Origin of the sequence: Candidatus Thioglobus autotrophicus (assembly GCF_001293165.1) — a bacterium.
Taxonomy (GTDB): domain Bacteria; phylum Pseudomonadota; class Gammaproteobacteria; order PS1; family Pseudothioglobaceae; genus Thioglobus_A; species Thioglobus_A autotrophicus.
Window position 1 is genome coordinate 42332 of record NZ_CP010552.1, and the last position, 18389, is coordinate 60720.

The window sequence follows — 18389 nt, forward strand, 5'->3', positions numbered from 1 at the left end:
CACTCGTCACTTCTCATGCTGTTTTTAAGATCATTACTGTATTTTTTAGGCTCAACGCTAGTACTTAGCTTTCTAGTCGCCTTATCTCTAGCTCTGTTCTTTTTACCGGTGAAATATCGTTATGCAATTTTGTCAAAATGGGCATTATTTTGCCTGTGGTGGCTCAAAATAACACTAAATATCAAACTCAAGGTTATTGGCAAAGAAAATATTCCAAATACGCCGAGTGTAATCGTTTCAAACCATCAGTCAACTTGGGAGACACTAGCTTTGCAAACTGTTTTTCCCCACCAAACTTGGGTACTCAAACAAGAGCTACAATGGATTCCAATTTTTGGCTGGGGCTTAGCCTTATTAAAGCCAATTATCATCAACCGTGGTGAAAAGCTAAAAGCCATTAAAAAAGTCATGAAACAAGGCTCTGCTCGAATTAAAGAAGGAATTTTTGTAGTGGTATTTCCTGAAGGTACACGCCAACCTTATAAACAATTGGGAGAATATCAAAATGGCGGCGTTGCCATTGCCAAAAAAACCAATTGTGACATTGTGCCGGTTTATCACGATGCAGGCAAGCTTTGGCCAAAAGGTAGCTTCGTTAAACAGCCTGGTACTATCACGCTCGTTATCGGCAAACCCATTCAATCAACTGGAAAAAGTGCCTCGGTACTTACCAAAGAAGTGCGAGACTGGACACTCGCCATGCAAAAATTTCATTCAAGCTTATGAATAAGGCAGTAGGCGATCTAGTAAATTATTGTAGCTAAGCTTATCTTTATATAAATCAATTAAAAGAGTGATTTTTTCCAACTGTAATTCTTGATAATCTTCCTGCTCAATAATGGCAAATCTAACATCACCCCGCCCTGCAAAATAAAGCTCTAGCTCGTTGTCAATTTTGTTTTGTTTGATTTGTTGTTGAGTGAGTTTAAGCTGGATTAATCCTTGTTTAATATCGACACTGAGCTTGCCAATAGCAGACATAATATCTTTTAGTTTGTGTTCATACTTAAGCTCAATTTGCCGACGTTTAAATCGGTATTTATCTAAATACACCTGATTAGAAATGTTGCCACTTAATGGGTAAGAAAACTCCAATTTCGTCTCAACCGTGTTTTCTCTAGATTTTGAATAACTACTGTAGTTACCTTTATTGCTGTCTATAGAGGCGCTAATCGTAAAGTCAAAATCGGCCAATTGTGAATTTTTATAAGTATCAATATAGCGATTATTCTTTTGCAACTCTAGATCAATCCGCTGTAAATCTCGAACATGTGCCTGACAATAGGGCTTAATATTATCAATTAAATCGACATAAAATTGAGTTGGTAAGGTTGGCACATCTTTAGAAAAATCAACCGCCTGAATGGCAGCAGACAGCAAGCCTGTTTGCGCTTTTAATTTAGACTTTAAGCTCAACAATAAGCGCTTCTTCTTATCAATAAATCTGCCTAAAACTTGAACGTCTTCAGCTTGAGTATTTTCAATTTTTTGGCGTATTTTTTGCAACTTTATAATCACCTTTTCAAGAGCATCAATTTTCCATTTAAATCCCACCCAATCAATAAATTCAAAGACTTTGCCTTCAATAAAATCCTCTTGTGATTCTGCCAATATTAACCTTTCATCTTCATAATCTAATACAGATAAATCATAAGTTTTTTGATCAATTACACCAGATTTATTTTTAAGCAGTGGCACTGTCCAGCTAATACTGGTGTCATTTAAATATTCCGCTGTATTTTTATCTTTTTGATAGCCGTTTTTGTCATGCATTTGCTCACCTTTAATAGGTAAAGACCGATCAAAAGAAAAATTTAATTCAGAGCCATTTGAGAAAAATTTCTTAGATAAATCGGAGGATATTTTTCTCACATTTTGATGTGTATCACGTGAGTAATCTGTACTAGAAGTGTAATCATACTTTTGCTTATCTTTATGAATATGTGCAATCTCTGCACCAACATCCCACGACCAATTTCCATAATTAGCCCGATCCCCTTCCATCTCTAGTTTTTTAATCTTAACATTGATCAACTCTTTTTCAAAAAAATCATGGCTAGCTAATAGCTGCTCTATAAACGTTTTTTGCGTATAAGCAAAAACTGAAGAGCTTAAAAATAAGGTAAATATTAGCAATAACCGCATCATTTTGAACTATTTAAATTGACTAATTATAAGCAAGATTAATTTCATATAAAAATTCATTTAGCAAACTATTTTTGGTAAAATTGTTTAGTTATTTTTTTGATAATAAAAGATGCAGGGAATACCGGCTAATATAAAACTTTTAAGCTTTGCTAAAAAAGGATTGATTTTTTCACAGACTTATGCCGTGAAAGACTTTCCAAGAATTAAAAACATTGTTTCTAATGTTGATGATAAGGTTAGCGTTAAGTTAAATTTTTATATTGAAAGCGGCAAAATTCCTTGTATTGAAGGTAGTGTGGAATTAGAAGTAGCGCTTGATTGTCAGCGTTGCTTAAAAGAAGTTAAGCTTCAGCTAAATCCCGCCTTTAAATTAGCTTTTATTATTCATGAAAATCAGGCTGAAGATTTAGACCCAAGTTTTGAGACAATTTTGAACGCGGATGAAGAGTTTTCAGCAATAGAATTTATAACGGATGAGGTGCTAATATCCATTCCAATGATACCGATGCATTCACATGAATGCCAATCGTACAAGGATAAAAGCCCAGTAATAGAGCAAAAGCGTAAAAACCCTTTTGCAGTTTTAGAACAATTAAAAAACTCAACCAAGGAGTAAAAAGATGGCTGTACAAAAAAGTAGAAAAACCCCTTCAAAAAGAGGTATGCGTCGTTCACACAATGCATTAACAAGCCCTGCATTATCAGAAGATCAAGAGACAGGTGAAACTCACCTACGTCACCACATCACTGCAGATGGCTACTACCGTGGCAAAAAGGTAATCAACACAAAAGACGTTCAAGAAGTAGAAGCTTAATAATCCCATGATTATCAAGGTATCAATTGATGCCTCAGGGGGAGATCATGGCATTCCTGTTACCGTTGAGGCAGGTATTAAAGCTCTGAGTGTATTTCAAGACTTGCAATTAACTTTTGTCGGTGATCAGTCAGCAATTGAAGCTGAACTTAATAAACACTCTCCTGCCAGTAAAACGACTGCTCGAATTCAAATTGTTCATGCTACGGAAGTCGTACTAATGAACGAATCTCCAGCAATTGCACTTCGCAAGAAAAAAGACTCTTCTATGCGTGTTGCCATTAATTTGGTTAAATCCAATACTGTAGATGCTTGTGTAAGCGCTGGTAATACTGGTGCACTGATGGCAATCTCTCGTTTTGTTCTCAAAACCATTAAAGGTATAGATAGACCTGCCATTATGGGGCGCATGCCAACCATGACTGGCCACACCCATATGCTAGACTTAGGCGCTAATGTTGATTCTAGTCCTCAAGCATTGCTCGAATTTGCCACCATGGGTTCGATTGCTGTTGAGCAAACCGAAGGCATTTCTAAGCCAACTATTGGTCTTTTAAATGTTGGTGAAGAAGAGATGAAAGGCAATGACAAGATTAAAAAAACCTCTGAGTTGCTTAAAGCATCAAATCTGAACTACCAAGGCTTTGTTGAAGGTGATGATATTTACAAAGGCACCGTTGATTTAGTTGTGTGCGATGGCTTTGAAGGCAACATTGCCCTTAAAGCCAGCGAAGGCGTTGCTAGCATGATGAGCCACTATTTAAAGCGTGCCTTTACGCGCAACTGGCTTACTAAAATTGTTGCTCTAATTGCCACACCTGTACTCAAAGATTTTAAATCAAGCCTAGATCCTGGCAAGTACAATGGCGCCAGCTTATTAGGCTTACGCGGTATTGTCGTTAAAAGTCACGGTGGTGCTGATAGTGATTCATTCTTTGTGGCAATCTGTGAAGCCTATACTGAAGTCAATGCTAAAATTATTGACAAAATCTCCTCTCAAGTTTCAATAGAATTGGAAAAAAAATGAATAAATTTGCTCGAATTATTGGCACAGGAAGCTACCTACCGCCAAACGTTGTTACCAATGACGACCTCTCTAAAACCATCGATACGACTGATGAGTGGATTACAACGCGCACCGGTATTAAACAACGACATGTTGTTTCCAATGAAAGCACCTGTGACTTAGCCGAGAAGGCTTCAATAAAAGCACTTGAAATGGCAGGTATTGACGTCTCTGAATTGGATTTAATTATCCTTGCAACCACCACGCCAGATAAGATTTTTCCAGCAACTGCCACCATGCTACAAAAAGCCATTGGCGCTTCTTGTCCTGCTTTTGACTTGCAATCTGTTTGCGCGGGATTTATCTTCGCCCTAACTACCGCTGAGCAATATATCAAAACAGGTGCTGCTAAGAATGTTTTAGTGGTTGGTAGTGAAACCATGTCAAGAATTGTAGATTGGAATGATCGCTCAACAGCAATTCTTTTTGGCGATGGTGCTGGCGCTGTTGTACTTAGTGGCAGCGAAGAAACTGGCATTCTACATTCCAAACTATTTAGTGATGGCACCTACCTATCCTCTTTACAAGTCAATAATAATTTCATCAATGAAACTGGTTTTATTGAAATGGCCGGCAACGAGGTATTTAAAATTGCCGTTAATCGCCTATCTGAGCTCGCTGAAGAGACTTTAAATGAAGTAGGCATGAGTTCAGAAGAGCTTGATTGGATGGTGCCACATCAAGCTAATATTCGTATTATCTCAAGTGTTGCTAAACGCATTAAAACACCAATGGATAAGGTGATTGTTACCTTGGAAAATCACGGCAACACTTCTGCTGCTTCTATCCCATTAGCACTTGACACAGCAGTAAGAGACGGACGAATCAAAAAAGGTGATAACCTACTAATGGAAGGTATTGGCGGCGGATTTAGCTGGGGCAGTGTTTTAGTACAATTCTAAAACGTTCTAGTTTGCAATTTCTGTGTCAATAATTGCAATATTTTTGCATCCACACTTAGCTCATTTAAACACTCGCTTGCTTGCAAATAAAGCGCTTGATAAGCTTCTTTAGAGGCTTGTAGGCCAATAATAGCAGGATAAGTTGGTTTATTTTTTTCACTATCTGAGTGCTGTTGCTTACCCAGAACACCAACAGGTGTCTCCACATCTAGCACGTCATCTTGTATCTGATAAGCCAGGCCAATAGCCTGAGAAAATACTTTTAAAGTGTGTCGATCTTGTTCGCTACATTGAGCAACAACCGCGCCTAAATCAACTGCACAACTAAGAAGAGCGCCTGTTTTCTTACGATGCATACTTTCAAGTAAGTTAATATCAACCGTGCGATCAACAATGGACAAATCAATAGCTTGCCCTTCAGCCATCTCAAAAGCAGCGTGCGTTAGAGTTGATAATAGGTCAATCTTTATCTGGCTATTTAACAAAGGATCGTTAACCAATACTTCAAAAGCCAAAGCCTGAAGTCCATCCCCCGCTAAAATGGCCTGAGCTTCATCAAAGCGCTTATGACATGAAGGTTGATTATGGCGAATATCATCATCATCCATAGCTGGAAGATCATCATGGATGAGTGAATAGGCGTGGATAAACTCCACCGCACAACTACTAGAATCTACTTGCTCTAAATTACTGCCAAACATATCTGCCACACAATAGCTTAGTATTGGTCTAAAACGCTTCCCCCCTGCTAATACACTATAACGCATCGCCTCGGTTAGCGAACCTTGGGTGGTTAAATAGTAATCGAGTTTGGTATTAACTCTAGCAACATATTGATCAAACTGCATACAAATTAACTATGAATCATTCAGAGGTGCTTCACTTGTAAAGCCATCTTGCTCAGTAAGTTTTGAGATTTTTTGGCTAGCCTTATCAAGCGCCAATTGGCAAGATTTGGTCAGCTCAACGCCTTTAGAAAAATAAGCTAATGAGTCTTCTAAACTCAAATCACCCGATTCCATTGTTTTCACAATTTCTTCTAAATCTACCAAACCCTTATTGAAATCAAATCTTTTAGTCATAATTTATCGCTTGCCTCCGCCACCTGCTTTAGAGAGTATTTTATCCATAATTCGACTGGGCAACACCCTTTTCAGCACTGCAAATAATTTAGTCGGAAAGGTAACTCGATAGTGAATTTTGGCCTTAGGCGCTTCTAGTGCATGCAAAGTACAGTTTAAAATAGATTCAGGCGACAATGTATAAGCGGCCAACTTGGTTGATTTTAAGCGTTGAATCATGCCTTGATAATTTTCTTTATAGTCACTTTTATCCATATCAACATGCGCTTTAAAGGCTAAATAAGCATTTGCTCTAAATTGCGACTCAATAGGGCCGGGCTGAATGAGTGACAACTGCACTTGAGTGTTGGTAAGCTCAAGTCTTAATGTATCAACCAACCCTTCAATGGCAAATTTTGAGGCATTATAGGGCCCTCGAAAAGGCATAGCAACAAAACCTAATACCGAGCTTAAGTAAATAATTCTACCCGTGTTATTTTTCTTCATACTTGGTAAAACTAAGTTGGTTAACTCATGCCAGCCAAAGACATTAGCCTGAAATTGAGCCTCAAGCACCTCTCTAGAAATATCTTCTAAAGCGCCAACTTGCCCGTAAGCGCCATTATGAATTAATCCGTATAAAGTATCTGTCTGCGAGAAAATCTCACGCATAGCGAGCTGAATAGAAGCAGATGAAGCGAGATCTAGCTGATACGATTCAAAGCCTAAGTGGCTGAGCTTTTCAACGTCTTGAAGTTTTCTAGCTGTTGCAAAAACACGATATCCTGCTTGTTTTAAGCCTTGAGCAAGACATAGTCCAATTCCACTAGAGCAGCCTGTGATTAAGACTGCGCGCATTATTTCTGTGCTTTGGTCCAGAAATCAGCGACGGATTTAAGCTCAGGGTTAATACTTTGAGAGCGTAGTACTAAAAAATCATACGCCATGCGAAAACCTTTACTTGCGAGAATATCTTCCACTTTTTTAGGCTGCATTTTTTCTAATCGATTTTGCATCATCCACGTGTCTTTGATACGCGCTGTTAGCCACCTTGGCAAGGACACTTGTTTAATCTGGCTAATAATCACTTCTTCAGAAGCCTGACTCATAGCCAAATAAGTGCTTTTTTGCTTTTGCTTAATCAGCTGAAAGCGTTCATTTTGCGCCTGCCATAAAAATACAGCAAACAAAAAAGCAGGGGTTACTGGCTTGTTTCTTTTAATTCTACTGGAAGTATTATTTAGCGCAATTTTAATAAACTCATTTTTACGCGTTTGCTTAAATAAATGCTTTAATAAGTCATATTTTTCTAAACGCTCAAACACTTGGAAGCCATACTCATTATGGAATAATTTAATGCACTCTTCATAGAGTCGAGCCGGGGAAATATTACTCAGTAATGACGCTTGCTGATGAATAGCCTGTTTAATTTCATCACTTAGCTGGAAATCAAGCTTTGTTTGAAACCTAACCGCTCTAATCATGCGCACGGGATCTTCCTCAAAACGCACCAGCGGCTCTCCAATAATATGAATGGTTTGATCATTTATATCTTGCAAGCCACCAATATAGTCAATTACTTCTTTAGTATTGATATCGTAATACAGTGCATTCACTCGAAAATCACGACGAACCACATCTTCCTCAACCTTACCGTAGCAATTATCACGCACAATAACACCACTTTTAGCGGTTTTTACTTGGCCCGATCTAAAGGTTGCAACTTCCAAAAATTTTCTTGCTGAGAACATAACATGCACTAGGCGAAAGCGTCTACCAATTAAACGAGAGCGTTTAAATAACTTGTGTACTTGTTCTGGCTTGGCGTTAGTGGCAATGTCAAAATCTTTAGGCTTAAGGCCTAATAATAAATCACGTACGCAACCACCAACCAAATAGACCTCAAAGCCAGCTTTGGAAATAGTTTGAACAACTTTAATGGCATCCCTATCTAGCAGTCTTTGATCGAAATCAACTGCTTGACGAATGATGTTGGTTTGCTTCTTTTTACGAAAGATGTTGAAGATTGACAATCGGCTTAGGACTCCACCCAGTTTGTTGATGTTCGGCGATAACTGTCGTATAAACACCGCCACGTACATTGAAAATCGCCTTTAGGCACATAAACCTTGGATTAGTCGCCTTCACCAAATCATTTAAAATTTCATTGGTAACCGCCTCATGAAAGGCGCCTTCATCACGAAATGACCAAATATACATTTTTAATGCCTTAAGCTCAACACAAGCCTGATCTGCAATATATTCCAAATGCAAAGTAGCGAAATCTGGCTGACCTGTTTTAGGACACAAACAAGTGAATTCCGGCATGTCAATCTGAATAACAAAATCACGCTCAGGATTGGGATTGTCAAAAACTTCAAGTTCTTTACTAGGATGTGAAGACATGGTTTCTTTAAATTGAGAAAATGACACTATTTTACACGCCTATTAAGTGTGTTGAAATAGCGATACTAAAAAGGTTTGCTGATTAATTGACTTAATTTACCGTGACGATAAGCATAAAACACAAAAATAATAAGCAACACCAATAAATGCACCCACCACAAGCCTACTAAAGGCGATATCTCGCCTCGCTCTAAGCTTGATTTGGCCATTAATAAAGCATTGTTATATAGGATAAATACCAAAACGCCTGCTAATACACCCAAATTCTTACCGCCCCGTGGCGAGGTTTTACCCAGCATAATAGCAAAAATCGATAATATAAAAACACTAACAGGTTGCGAGAGTCGCCATTGCCACTCTGCAATTTCGCCCGCTTTACTTGAAAATATTAACTCTAAAGTAGGCTTTGATTCAGTTTTAATCGTGGTGTTGACATTATGACGCTTCTCACCATCAATAATTTGTAAATCATATTGATCAAAATTAAGAATTTTTTTGTTGGCGGTTGATGGAAATCCATGATATCTAGCGCCATCTTTTAGGCGTAAATAAACGCTTTTTGTTTCTGCATCCGTGTATTTTTGCGCCTGAGTTGCTAGCGTAATAATCGGCTGACCGTTTGCCAAAGTATAGATAAAAACCTCCTCCATATTTTGAGTTGACTCACCCTCAACCTCCTTAACTTTTGACGCATAAAAAACTAGCTCACCCCCCTTGAAATCTTGAAACTCACCCTCTTTAATGAAGGAAAATTCAGAGGCGTTTTCACTACGATCCATGATCATACTGCGTTGCTGTTTTGACCACGGAACAGCAACTGTTGTTAAAAACAAAATAAAGATCAAAATAATCATTACCACTGGCTGGATAAACACCATTAAATGCTTATCGCCAATACCTAGAGAGTTCATCACGATGGCTTCAGAGTCTTTATAGGATTTACTGACCGCCAAAATAATTGCTAAAAATAAAGACAAAGATAGGATTAACGGCACATCTCGAATCATCTTAAAGCTCACCAAAGGCAATAGGTCAGCAATTGGAATACCCTCTTCCAAACTTTCTTTAATGACTAAGACTAGTTGATTGCCAAAAATGACCAGACCAATCACAATAAACACGCCGGCCGTCAACATTAATACATTGCGTATTAAGTATTTGGCAAGAATGCTATTTTGTAATTTAAACGCCTGTTTAATGGCAGAAGATACGTGCATATGCTTTAAGTATACTTAAAGCGGTGAATAATTATTTCTTTTGTGCCATCGAGGCAAAAAATTCATCATTGGTTTTGGTTAGTTTTAATCGATCTATCAAAAACTCTGCCGCTTCTACCGTATCCATAGGATGTAATATTTTTCTTAAAATCCACAATTTTTGTAATTCTTTTTCATCGGTAATTAGCTCTTCACGGCGTGTGCCAGAGGCGTTAATATTAATAGCTGGGAAGATGCGCTTTTCACTTAAACGCTTCTCTAAATGAAGCTCCATATTACCCGTACCCTTAAATTCTTGATAAATAACTTCATCCATTTTTGAGCCTGTATCGATCAATGCAGTTGCAATAATAGTAATACTACCGCCATTTTCAATATTTCTAGCAGCACCGAAAAAACGCTTAGGGCGTTGTAGTGCATTGGCATCCACACCACCAGTTAAAACCTTTCCAGAAGAAGGTGCAACAGTATTGTAAGCTCTAGCAAGACGCGTAATAGAATCCAATAAAATAATGACGTCTTTACCTTGCTCTGCACGTCTCTTAGCTTTTTGAATAACCATTTCGGCCACCTGAACATGGCGCTTTGCTGGCTCGTCAAACGTGGAGGCAATTACTTCGCCACGCACTGTTCTTGCCATTTCAGTTACTTCTTCTGGACGTTCGTCAATCAACAATACAATCAACTCACACTCTGGATGGTTGCGCGAGATTGAAGAGGCGATATTTTGCATAATCATCGTCTTACCTGCTTTTGGCGGCGCAACTAACAACCCTCTTTGACCTTTTCCAAACGGTGCGATTAAGTCAATGACTCTTGCAGTAATATCCTCTGTACCACCATTACCAATTTCTAAACTAAGTCTTTGATCTGGATGAATTGGCGTTAATGAGGCAAACGGTACTCGATTTCGAACATTTTCTGGATTTTCACCATTAACTTCTGACACTTGCACCAAAGCAAAGTATTTTTCTCCTTTTTTGGGTGCTCGAATCTTGCCCGCAACCAAATCACCTATTGACAAGTTAAAGCGTTTAATTTGATTAGGAGAGATGTAAATATCATCTGCACCCGAAGTATAAGAATCATCACTTGATCTTAAAAATCCGTAACCATCCTGCAAAATATCCAATACACCATCACCAATTACCTCTTCATTATTAGCGGCTTTTGCCTTTAGAATGATAAAGATAAGGGTTTGTTTTTTGGCTCGCGAGATATTTTCAGCACCTAATGACTGGGCTAGCTCTAATAATTCTTCTGGAGAGGATTTTTTTAACTCTGATAATTTCATGAAATTTCCATTGTGTTCTGGCAAGAATTTGCCAGATGATTGTTGCAATTAAATTGCAAATGATTTGATGTAGACCGGCTATTGATAAAAAATAGCCGGTTTAAGTTGATTAAATATTGGTGTCAATAAACGTACTGAGCTCAGCCTTTGACAAAGCACCCATTTTAGTTGCAGCCACTACACCATCTTTAAACAAAAGCATTGTTGGAATGCCTCGAATGCCGTATTTTGGTGGTGTTTGGTCGTTTTCATCTACATTTACTTTAGCAATAATTACTTTGCCATCATACTCGTCGGCTATTTCGTCTAATACCGGTGCCAATGCTTTACAAGGTCCACACCATTCGGCCCAAAAATCAACCAATACGGTTTGTGATGAATTAATAACGTCCGCTTCAAAGCTGGCGTCTGTGACTGCTAAAATTTTATCGTTCATAAGTTTTTTTTAAATGATTTTGAAATGAAAAAAGATACAACAGAACTGCTGCAATGTGAGAATTATATCACTATTTGCAGTGCTATCCAAGCTTTTATAGTCTTTCTTCTAGCGCCATCTTTAAACTAGATTGCTGTAATTTATTCAAAGGCCCATGATTAGCATCACTAATAAAAAATACATCCTCTACCCGCTCACCCATAGTTGAAACTCTAGCATTAATGAGTGAAATGTTCATTTCATACAATACATAAGCAATATTAGACAGCACTCCGATCTTGTCCAGGGTGTTGATCTCTAATTTTGTCAGCTGCCATTTTTTATCTTCACTCAAACTAATGTGTGTTTTGTTGTCAAAATAGCGATGTGAGTAATGTGATTGTAGCTTGGTAACCTTGGCCTTAGGATCGCTCAGAGCTTGTGAAATAACTTGACTTAAATCCAGTCCTTCCAGGCTTTTATCTTGCAAAATACTAAGTGTGTTATACGCCCTATCATCTTTAGTTGTTAAAATTTTGGCATCTACAATATCCAATCCAACTCGCTCTAATACGCTGACTAAATTAAAAAATAAACCCTTAAAATCGTCACATAAAACAAAAATATCAACCACATTACTTTCAGAAATTTTAGAACTAATAATAGTCGAAGATGGGTCGCTATTCAATTGTAGCGACAAATGCCAGAGCATGTCATCTAGCTCATATCGCAAATAATAATCTTTAGGCAAACACTCTAATGTTTGTTGAACACGCTCCATATCAAAGCCTTGAGCAATACAAGCCTCAATTAACACCTGTTTGCTTTTTTCAATTCTCTGACTATCACTCAATAAAATTTCGGTATCACTGTCTAGATATTGCTTAGCATGTCTAAATAATTTTCTCAATAAGACATCCTTCCAATCATTCCACAAATCATCCTTGGTCGCTCGAATATCTGCCACAGTTAATAAATATAGATATTCTAAAAATTCCAAAGAGCCGACTGCATCACAAAAGCTTTTAATTACTACAGGGTCATCAATATCTTGTTTTTGTGCAACAACCGACATCAGTAAATGCTTTTCAACCAGGCTAACCACAAGATTTGTATCTGCCGTATTAAGCTGATGACTCTTACAAAATATCCGTGCATCTTGCATGCCTAATTGTGCATGATCACCCCCTCTACCTTTAGCAATATCATGAAAAAGACCTGCCAACATTAGTAACTCTGGCTTCTTAATATGGCTGGAAATTTCACTACACAAACTAAACTCGTGGGAAAATTCACTAATAAAAAAACGTCTAAGATTGCGAATCACAAACAACGTATGCTGATCAACGGTAAAGGCATGAAACAAGTCATATTGCATGAGCCCTATAATCTTACCAAACGCTGGAATATAATGCTCAAGAACACCGTATCTATTCATGAGTTTTAAGGCTTTATTAACCCCTTGATTTTGCTGTAATAGCTCAATAAATAGACGATTATTATTGCGCTTCTTGTAATAATTTTGATCAATTAAATCTAAATCATCTTGCATTTGCCTCAAGGTTCCAGCGCTAATGCCGCGAATATAGTTATGCTTGGCAATGAGCAAAAACACCTCAATAAACGCAGCAGGATTTTGACTAAACACCTGGTCATGATTCGCATGAATATAGCCATATGAAATTCTAAACTGGCTATTTAAATATTGCGTGTTAATCACTTTATCTTCAAGTAATTGCAGCAAAATATCATTCAATCGAGCTACTTTAGTGACAGTTTGATAGTAGTCTTTCATAAAACACTCAACTGCCATTGAATCACCATCTGTATAACCCAGCATATCTGCCACTTGCTTTTGATACTGAAATGCCAAGCGATCTTCTCGACGCTTAGCAATGATATGCAATGCAAACCTTACTCGCCACAAAAACAGCTGGGAAGTTTTTAAGAGCTCATATTCATCATTGCTCAAATACTTAGTCTCCACCAACTCAAACAAAGTATTGACGCTAAAATACCATTTGGCTACCCAAGCAACTGTTTGTATATCTCTCAATCCACCTGGACTTTCTTTAATATTGGGCTCTAAGTTATAGGCGGTATTTGAAAAGTTAGCGTGTCTAGCTCGCTGCTCTTTTTGCTTTTCAATGAAAAAAGATTGTGATGACCAGTCACTGGTCTTAATCACACGCTTCATTTGTTCAAAAGTACGTTCAAGGCCAACAATTAAACGAGCCTCTAGTAAATTTGTAACAATACTTAAGTCATCAATGACGCGAACACAATCTTTAATGTCTCTGGTTGCATGACCTACTTCCAGCCCAACATCCCATAAGAATGTTAAAAATTGAGAGATTTTTTCTTGGTGAATTTGATGCGAATCGTTTGGAATTAAAATCAGTAAATCAATATCTGAATACAAATGTAACTCACTACGACCATAGCCGCCAACCGCAACCAAAGATATTTGAGCAGGCATGTCAAACCCCTGCCAAATATCTTTTAATAATTCATCAACGCCGTTTGCCCTTGCAAGCACAAACCCTTCGACAGCAATAGTGGAGTTTAAAAACCCTGCTTGTAAAGAGCGCTGTAAGTTTTGATATCGCGCCTTGTAATCATCTAATTTCATGCTTAGATGATAACTGATTAGTGAGAATGTTGAGCGATATAATCCAGTGCCATTTGTAGTCGTTTCAAGGTACGGTCCTTGCCAACTAACTGCGCCACAATATCAATATTTCCCGCATTACCATTGCCACTTAACGCCAAGCGAAATGGCTGGCCAATTTTTCCAAAACCAATATCAAGCTCAGTGCATACTTGCTTAATTTGATCTTTAATATTGTCAGCAACCCAATTATCCAAAGCACTCAGTTTGGTGAGCAATAACTCAAGAGGCTGACTATCTTTAAATTGTTTGGCTGATAATTTTTCATCAAACTCATCAAAATCTTGATAAAACATTTTCATGCCGTCAACCATTTCTACCAGGGTTTTTGAACGCTCTTGCAAATGCGCAACCACCGACTCGAGTGCAGGACCTGTCGAGGTGTCAACCGACTGATGGTCCAAATGCCAGGCCAAATTTTCAAGTAAATGCGCAACACTGGCAGACTTAATATATTCTTGATTTAACCAAAGTAGTTTTTCTTGGTTAAAGCTCGCTGGCGCTTTATTAATATCTTTTAATTCAAATAATTCTACAATTTCTGACAATGAAAAAACTTCCTGATCACCGTGCGACCAACCCAGGCGCACCAAATAATTAAGTAGCGCTTCTGGTAAAAACCCTTCATCCCGATACGCCATCACACTCACCGCGCCGTGACGCTTGGAAAGTCGTGCACCATCGCTACCCAAAATCATAGGTAAATGTGCAAATTTTGGTAGACTCCAGCCCAAAGCTTCGTATAAGTTAATTTGCCTAGGGGTATTGTTAATATGATCATCACCTCGAATAACCGTATCAATATCCATATCATGGTCATCCACAACAACGGTTAAATTATAAGTCGGCGTGCCATCACTACGTGCAATAATCAAATCATCTAACTCTTGATTGCCAATAGAAATAGAGCCTTTAACCGCATCCTTAAACGTGACAAAACCCGCTATAGGATTTTTGAAACGCACCACGCCAGAGTTTAATTTCTTGTCTCGACAACAACCATCGTACTTTGCTTTTTCGCCTTTTTCAGTTAGCTCATCACGCAGAATTTGCAAGCGCTCTTTTGAGCATTCACAATAGTAGGCGTTATCTTCATCTAACAATTGCTGAATGATTTCTTTATAACGATCAAAGCGTTCTGTTTGGTAAAAAGGCCCTTCATCGTGCTCTAAGCCCAACCAACTCATGCCGTCTAATATGGCATCAACCGAAGCTTGCGTAGAGCGCTCTCGATCGGTATCTTCAATGCGCAGTACAAACTGGCCTTTTTGCTTTTTAGCCCAAGTCCAAGCAAAAAGTGCTGTTCTGGCACCGCCTATGTGCAAATATCCTGTTGGCGAAGGGGCAAATCTTGATTTCATGGTGTATTAACTTCTGCCGCTTTATCGTACCAAAGCTGGGCTTTTTCAAGATCTTGCTCGACTTCTTTACCGTCTTCATACAGCATACCCAAGGTGTACATAGGGCCAGGAATACCAAACTCAGCTGCCTTTTCAAACCATTCAATAGCCACAGTAATGTCTTTTTCCACACCCTCGCCCGTCATATAAGCAACACCAATCATATGGTGTGCAAAAACATGGCCTTGAGCTGCAGATTTTATAAAGTTTTCCAGCCCCAAAGGTTGGTTTTCAACCATACCCAAGCCATTCATTTGCATCATGCCAAGTCGCCATTGACTCTCGGCATTACCTTGCGCTGCAAGTGGCGCTAACAGCTGATACGCCATGGTGAAATTTTTGGTGTCAAAAGCAGTAACACCGCTGGTTAAATCAGCATTATAAATATCTGTAGAATTAGAATTGTTCACAAGTTTTATCAAATATAAAAAGACAATAATTTTACACCGAGACTGTTGTTATAATGGCTAATAATTAGCAAACAAACCTTACTTTTTAAGTGGAATTTAGCCAACAAGAAAACAATCAAAACAGTGTTATATCAGTAGAGCCGGGCGGTGTTCAGCTAGCCCATACTCAGCTAAAAACACCGTGTTTTATTTCTAGAAATTTTTTCACTGAAACCAGTATTCACACGATTGAAGCTATTACAAAAACATCGCTATTTAGCCTATCCAGCCAAGATGATATCGATCTCTTAATTATTGGTACAGGCACCTCCCCGCAATTTTTATCTGCCAAACAACAAGTCGAGATACAACAAATGCAAATCGGCACTGAAAGCATGAACAGCGAATCCGCTTGTCGAAGTTTCAATCTATTATTATCAGACGTTAGGAACGTTGGTCTATTGCTATTATGAGGTTTTTAAGTATTGCTCAATTGCGCCATTATTGGCATTACTTTAAGATGGACACGCCTTTGTTTTTACTGATTATGGCCTTGAGCGCTTTTGGCCTTATGGTGCTTTATTCGGCCTCAGCAGGGTCTCTATCCACCCTTTACAAACAAGTTTTTCACTTCTCTCTGGCCATTAGCGCTATGTTAGTTATTGCGCAAATTCCACCTTATTTGTTAAAGCGATTTTCACCTTATTTAATGCTATTCGGTATTTTTCTACTCATTTTGGTTTTACTCTTTGGATCAAGTAGTGGCGGCGCACAACGCTGGCTAGATCTTGGCTTTTTACGCTTTCAGCCTTCTGAAATTATGAAGGTTATCGTACCAATTGCTATCGCCTCCATCCTCAGTGACAAAACCTTACCACCAAAACCTTTATCCATTTTCTTATCGATTATCTCCATTGTTGCTATTGTTTTGCTAATCGCCAGACAGCCTGATCTTGGCACCTCGTTACTCATTGGCGCCTCAGGTGTTTATGTGCTTTTTTTCTCAGGTATTCGTATCCAAATTCTTCGAAATAATTGGCTTAATTTTGCTGCTATTAGTGCGTTTATCGTTGCTGGCGCCTACATCGCCTGGAACTATTTACTCATGGCGTATCAAAAAAAACGCATCATGACCTTAATCGATCCAAGCTCAGATCCGCTAGGCTCAGGCTATCACATCTTGCAATCCAAAATTGCCATTGGTTCTGGCGGTATTTTTGGAAAAGGTCTAGAGCAAGGTTCACAATCTCAACTTAATTTTCTACCCGAGCACACCACTGATTTTATTTTTGCCGTCGTTGCAGAAGAGCTAGGGCTTATTGGTGTGCTATTTTTATTTATGCTTTACGGTTTGATTATTTTTAGAGCCTTTGTAATTTCATTCCAATCAGAGGATAATTTCTCCAAACTATTAGGCGCCAGCCTTACGCTTACTTTCTTTACCTATATTTTTGTCAACATAGGTATGGTGTCAGGGCTACTGCCTGTCGTTGGTGTACCTCTTCCACTCGTCAGTTACGGTGGCTCTTCGCTGATCACACTAATGTCTAGCTTTGGCATTATCATGTCTATTCGCAAACACAAAACCCCAAGATATTTACAACAATAATGCCTATATTTGTATTGATTATTTTGCTTTTTTCGCAATCTATTTTTGCCAAAACGCTGCCCGCAACAAACTTTCAAGCGACACACAACTTTATCAACAAGATGGTGAAAGAGCATCAATTTAGTAAGCCTGAGTTACTGGCAATTTTCTCTAAAGTTAATCTCATTGTTGCCGAAAAAACTCAAAAAATAGTCACCAAAAAACCTAAATTAAAACCCATGTCTTGGGATAAATATCGTTCACTGTTTATCACCGACACACGGATAAAAAACGGTGTTGATTTTTGGAACAACAACCTTGAGACTTTAAAGCGTGCTGAGAAAAAATACAATGTACCACAAGAAATTATTGTCGCTATTTTAGGCATTGAAACCAACTACGGTCACAATCAAGGCCAACACCCTACTCTGGAAACCTTAGCAAGATTGTCTTTTGGCAAGCATCGTCGCAAAAAATTCTACAAAAAAGAACTTGAAGAGTTCCTACTCATGTCTCGTGAAAATGATCTTGCCCCACTCTTAATCAAAGGCTCTTACGCAGGCGCACTCGGTTATGGGCAATTTATTTCCAGCTCTTATCGATACTACGCCGTAGATTTTGATTTTGACGGAAAAGTTGACTTATTCTCCAGTTCAGCTGATGCAATTGGCTCAATTGCTAATTATTTTGACAAACACCAATGGCATGATTTCGGCGCTTACGCCCGCCCAATCACCCTGACAAATACCCAATTAAAACAGGCCAAATCCAGCACCAACAAGCCCAAGAAAACCGCCAAATATTGGCGTAGTAAAGACTTTAACATTGATCACGACATCGACAACAAAACCAAACTTGCTTTTATCAAACTACCTCAAGAACATAAGTCAGAAACCTGGCTGACTTTTTGGAATTTTTATGTATTAACTCGTTATAATCATGACAATAGATACGCAATGACTGCTGTTCAATTATCAAGCAAAATAAAGCAACAATTCAACCAAACCAACCCATAAA

The 18389-nt window shown here is 38.4% G+C and carries 20 protein-coding genes; 8 read left to right on the forward strand and 12 right to left on the reverse strand.

What is annotated here, in order from left to right:
• The first annotated feature begins 15 nt into the window (after positions 1-15).
• The gene (locus tag SP60_RS00235; RefSeq protein WP_144418555.1) at positions 16-726 is read left to right on the forward strand and encodes a lysophospholipid acyltransferase family protein; all 711 of its coding nucleotides are present in this window, start codon (positions 16-18) and stop codon (positions 724-726) included.
• On the opposite strand, the gene SP60_RS00240 is transcribed toward SP60_RS00235, so the two are convergent.
• Positions 721-2148 carry a TolC family protein gene (locus tag SP60_RS00240; RefSeq protein WP_053950733.1) on the reverse strand — a complete coding sequence of 476 codons (1428 nt, stop codon included), beginning with the start codon at positions 2146-2148 and terminating at the stop codon, positions 721-723. The genes SP60_RS00235 and SP60_RS00240 overlap by 6 nt on opposite strands.
• A gap of 109 nt (positions 2149-2257) precedes the next feature.
• Between SP60_RS00240 and SP60_RS00245 the strand changes: the two genes are divergently transcribed.
• The 4 genes from SP60_RS00245 to SP60_RS00260 are packed head-to-tail and all read left to right on the forward strand — an operon-like array spanning position 2258 to position 4931.
• Positions 2258-2764, forward strand: a complete 507-nt coding sequence (locus tag SP60_RS00245; RefSeq protein WP_053950734.1) for a YceD family protein — start codon at positions 2258-2260, stop codon at positions 2762-2764.
• Positions 2765-2768: 4 nt separating this feature from the next.
• Positions 2769-2963: a 50S ribosomal protein L32 gene (gene rpmF / locus SP60_RS00250; protein ID WP_053950735.1), complete on the forward strand. Its 195-nt coding sequence runs from the start codon at positions 2769-2771 to the stop codon at positions 2961-2963.
• A gap of 7 nt (positions 2964-2970) precedes the next feature.
• Positions 2971-3990 carry a phosphate acyltransferase PlsX gene (gene plsX, locus SP60_RS00255; protein ID WP_053950736.1) on the forward strand — a complete coding sequence of 340 codons (1020 nt, stop codon included), beginning with the start codon at positions 2971-2973 and terminating at the stop codon, positions 3988-3990.
• The gene (locus tag SP60_RS00260; RefSeq protein WP_053950737.1) at positions 3987-4931 is read left to right on the forward strand and encodes a beta-ketoacyl-ACP synthase III; all 945 of its coding nucleotides are present in this window, start codon (positions 3987-3989) and stop codon (positions 4929-4931) included. Before plsX ends, SP60_RS00260 begins: the two co-directional genes overlap by 4 nt.
• On the opposite strand, the gene SP60_RS00265 is transcribed toward SP60_RS00260, so the two are convergent.
• The 11 genes from SP60_RS00265 to SP60_RS00315 form a co-directional block, all read right to left on the reverse strand.
• On the reverse strand, positions 4928-5779 hold the full coding sequence (locus SP60_RS00265; protein ID WP_053950738.1) for a polyprenyl synthetase family protein: 852 nt from the start codon (positions 5777-5779) through the stop codon (positions 4928-4930). The genes SP60_RS00260 and SP60_RS00265 overlap by 4 nt on opposite strands.
• A 9-nt stretch (positions 5780-5788) precedes the next feature.
• Positions 5789-6013 carry an exodeoxyribonuclease VII small subunit gene (locus tag SP60_RS00270; protein ID WP_053950739.1) on the reverse strand — a complete coding sequence of 75 codons (225 nt, stop codon included), beginning with the start codon at positions 6011-6013 and terminating at the stop codon, positions 5789-5791.
• Between the two features lie 3 nt (positions 6014-6016).
• The gene (locus SP60_RS00275; RefSeq protein WP_199401935.1) at positions 6017-6850 is read right to left on the reverse strand and encodes an SDR family NAD(P)-dependent oxidoreductase; all 834 of its coding nucleotides are present in this window, start codon (positions 6848-6850) and stop codon (positions 6017-6019) included.
• Positions 6850-8019, reverse strand: coding sequence for a polynucleotide adenylyltransferase PcnB (gene pcnB, locus SP60_RS00280; protein ID WP_417903487.1), 1170 nt, complete (start codon positions 8017-8019; stop codon positions 6850-6852). Before pcnB ends, SP60_RS00275 begins: the two co-directional genes overlap by 1 nt.
• Entirely contained in the window at positions 8000-8398 is a 399-nt protein-coding gene (gene queF / locus SP60_RS00285; RefSeq protein WP_053952168.1) for a preQ(1) synthase, read from the reverse strand. Before queF ends, pcnB begins: the two co-directional genes overlap by 20 nt.
• Before the next feature lie 65 nt (positions 8399-8463).
• Positions 8464-9615, reverse strand: coding sequence for an LPS export ABC transporter permease LptF (gene lptF / locus SP60_RS00290; RefSeq protein ID WP_053950741.1), 1152 nt, complete (start codon positions 9613-9615; stop codon positions 8464-8466).
• 31 nt (positions 9616-9646) lie between these two features.
• On the reverse strand, positions 9647-10909 hold the full coding sequence (rho, locus tag SP60_RS00295) for a transcription termination factor Rho (RefSeq protein WP_053950742.1): 1263 nt from the start codon (positions 10907-10909) through the stop codon (positions 9647-9649).
• A gap of 109 nt (positions 10910-11018) precedes the next feature.
• Positions 11019-11345 carry a thioredoxin TrxA gene (gene trxA / locus SP60_RS00300; protein WP_053950743.1) on the reverse strand — a complete coding sequence of 109 codons (327 nt, stop codon included), beginning with the start codon at positions 11343-11345 and terminating at the stop codon, positions 11019-11021.
• A gap of 94 nt (positions 11346-11439) precedes the next feature.
• A complete protein-coding gene (gene glnD, locus SP60_RS00305) occupies positions 11440-13956 on the reverse strand; it encodes a [protein-PII] uridylyltransferase (RefSeq protein WP_053950744.1) in 2517 nt (838 codons plus the stop codon).
• A gap of 17 nt (positions 13957-13973) precedes the next feature.
• Entirely contained in the window at positions 13974-15356 is a 1383-nt protein-coding gene (gene gltX, locus SP60_RS00310) for a glutamate--tRNA ligase (protein ID WP_053950745.1), read from the reverse strand.
• Positions 15353-15805, reverse strand: a complete 453-nt coding sequence (locus SP60_RS00315; RefSeq protein ID WP_053950746.1) for a tetratricopeptide repeat protein — start codon at positions 15803-15805, stop codon at positions 15353-15355. The genes gltX and SP60_RS00315 overlap by 4 nt, the downstream gene beginning before the upstream one ends.
• An 89-nt stretch (positions 15806-15894) precedes the next feature.
• Between SP60_RS00315 and SP60_RS00320 the strand changes: the two genes are divergently transcribed.
• The 3 genes from SP60_RS00320 to mltB are packed head-to-tail and all read left to right on the forward strand — an operon-like array spanning position 15895 to position 18388.
• Positions 15895-16257 carry an Mth938-like domain-containing protein gene (locus tag SP60_RS00320; RefSeq protein ID WP_053950747.1) on the forward strand — a complete coding sequence of 121 codons (363 nt, stop codon included), beginning with the start codon at positions 15895-15897 and terminating at the stop codon, positions 16255-16257.
• Entirely contained in the window at positions 16254-17393 is a 1140-nt protein-coding gene (gene rodA / locus SP60_RS00325; RefSeq protein ID WP_199401936.1) for a rod shape-determining protein RodA, read from the forward strand. The genes SP60_RS00320 and rodA overlap by 4 nt, the downstream gene beginning before the upstream one ends.
• On the forward strand, positions 17393-18388 hold the full coding sequence (mltB, locus tag SP60_RS00330; protein ID WP_053950749.1) for a lytic murein transglycosylase B: 996 nt from the start codon (positions 17393-17395) through the stop codon (positions 18386-18388). Before rodA ends, mltB begins: the two co-directional genes overlap by 1 nt.
• The last annotated feature ends 1 nt before the right edge of the window (position 18389 follow it).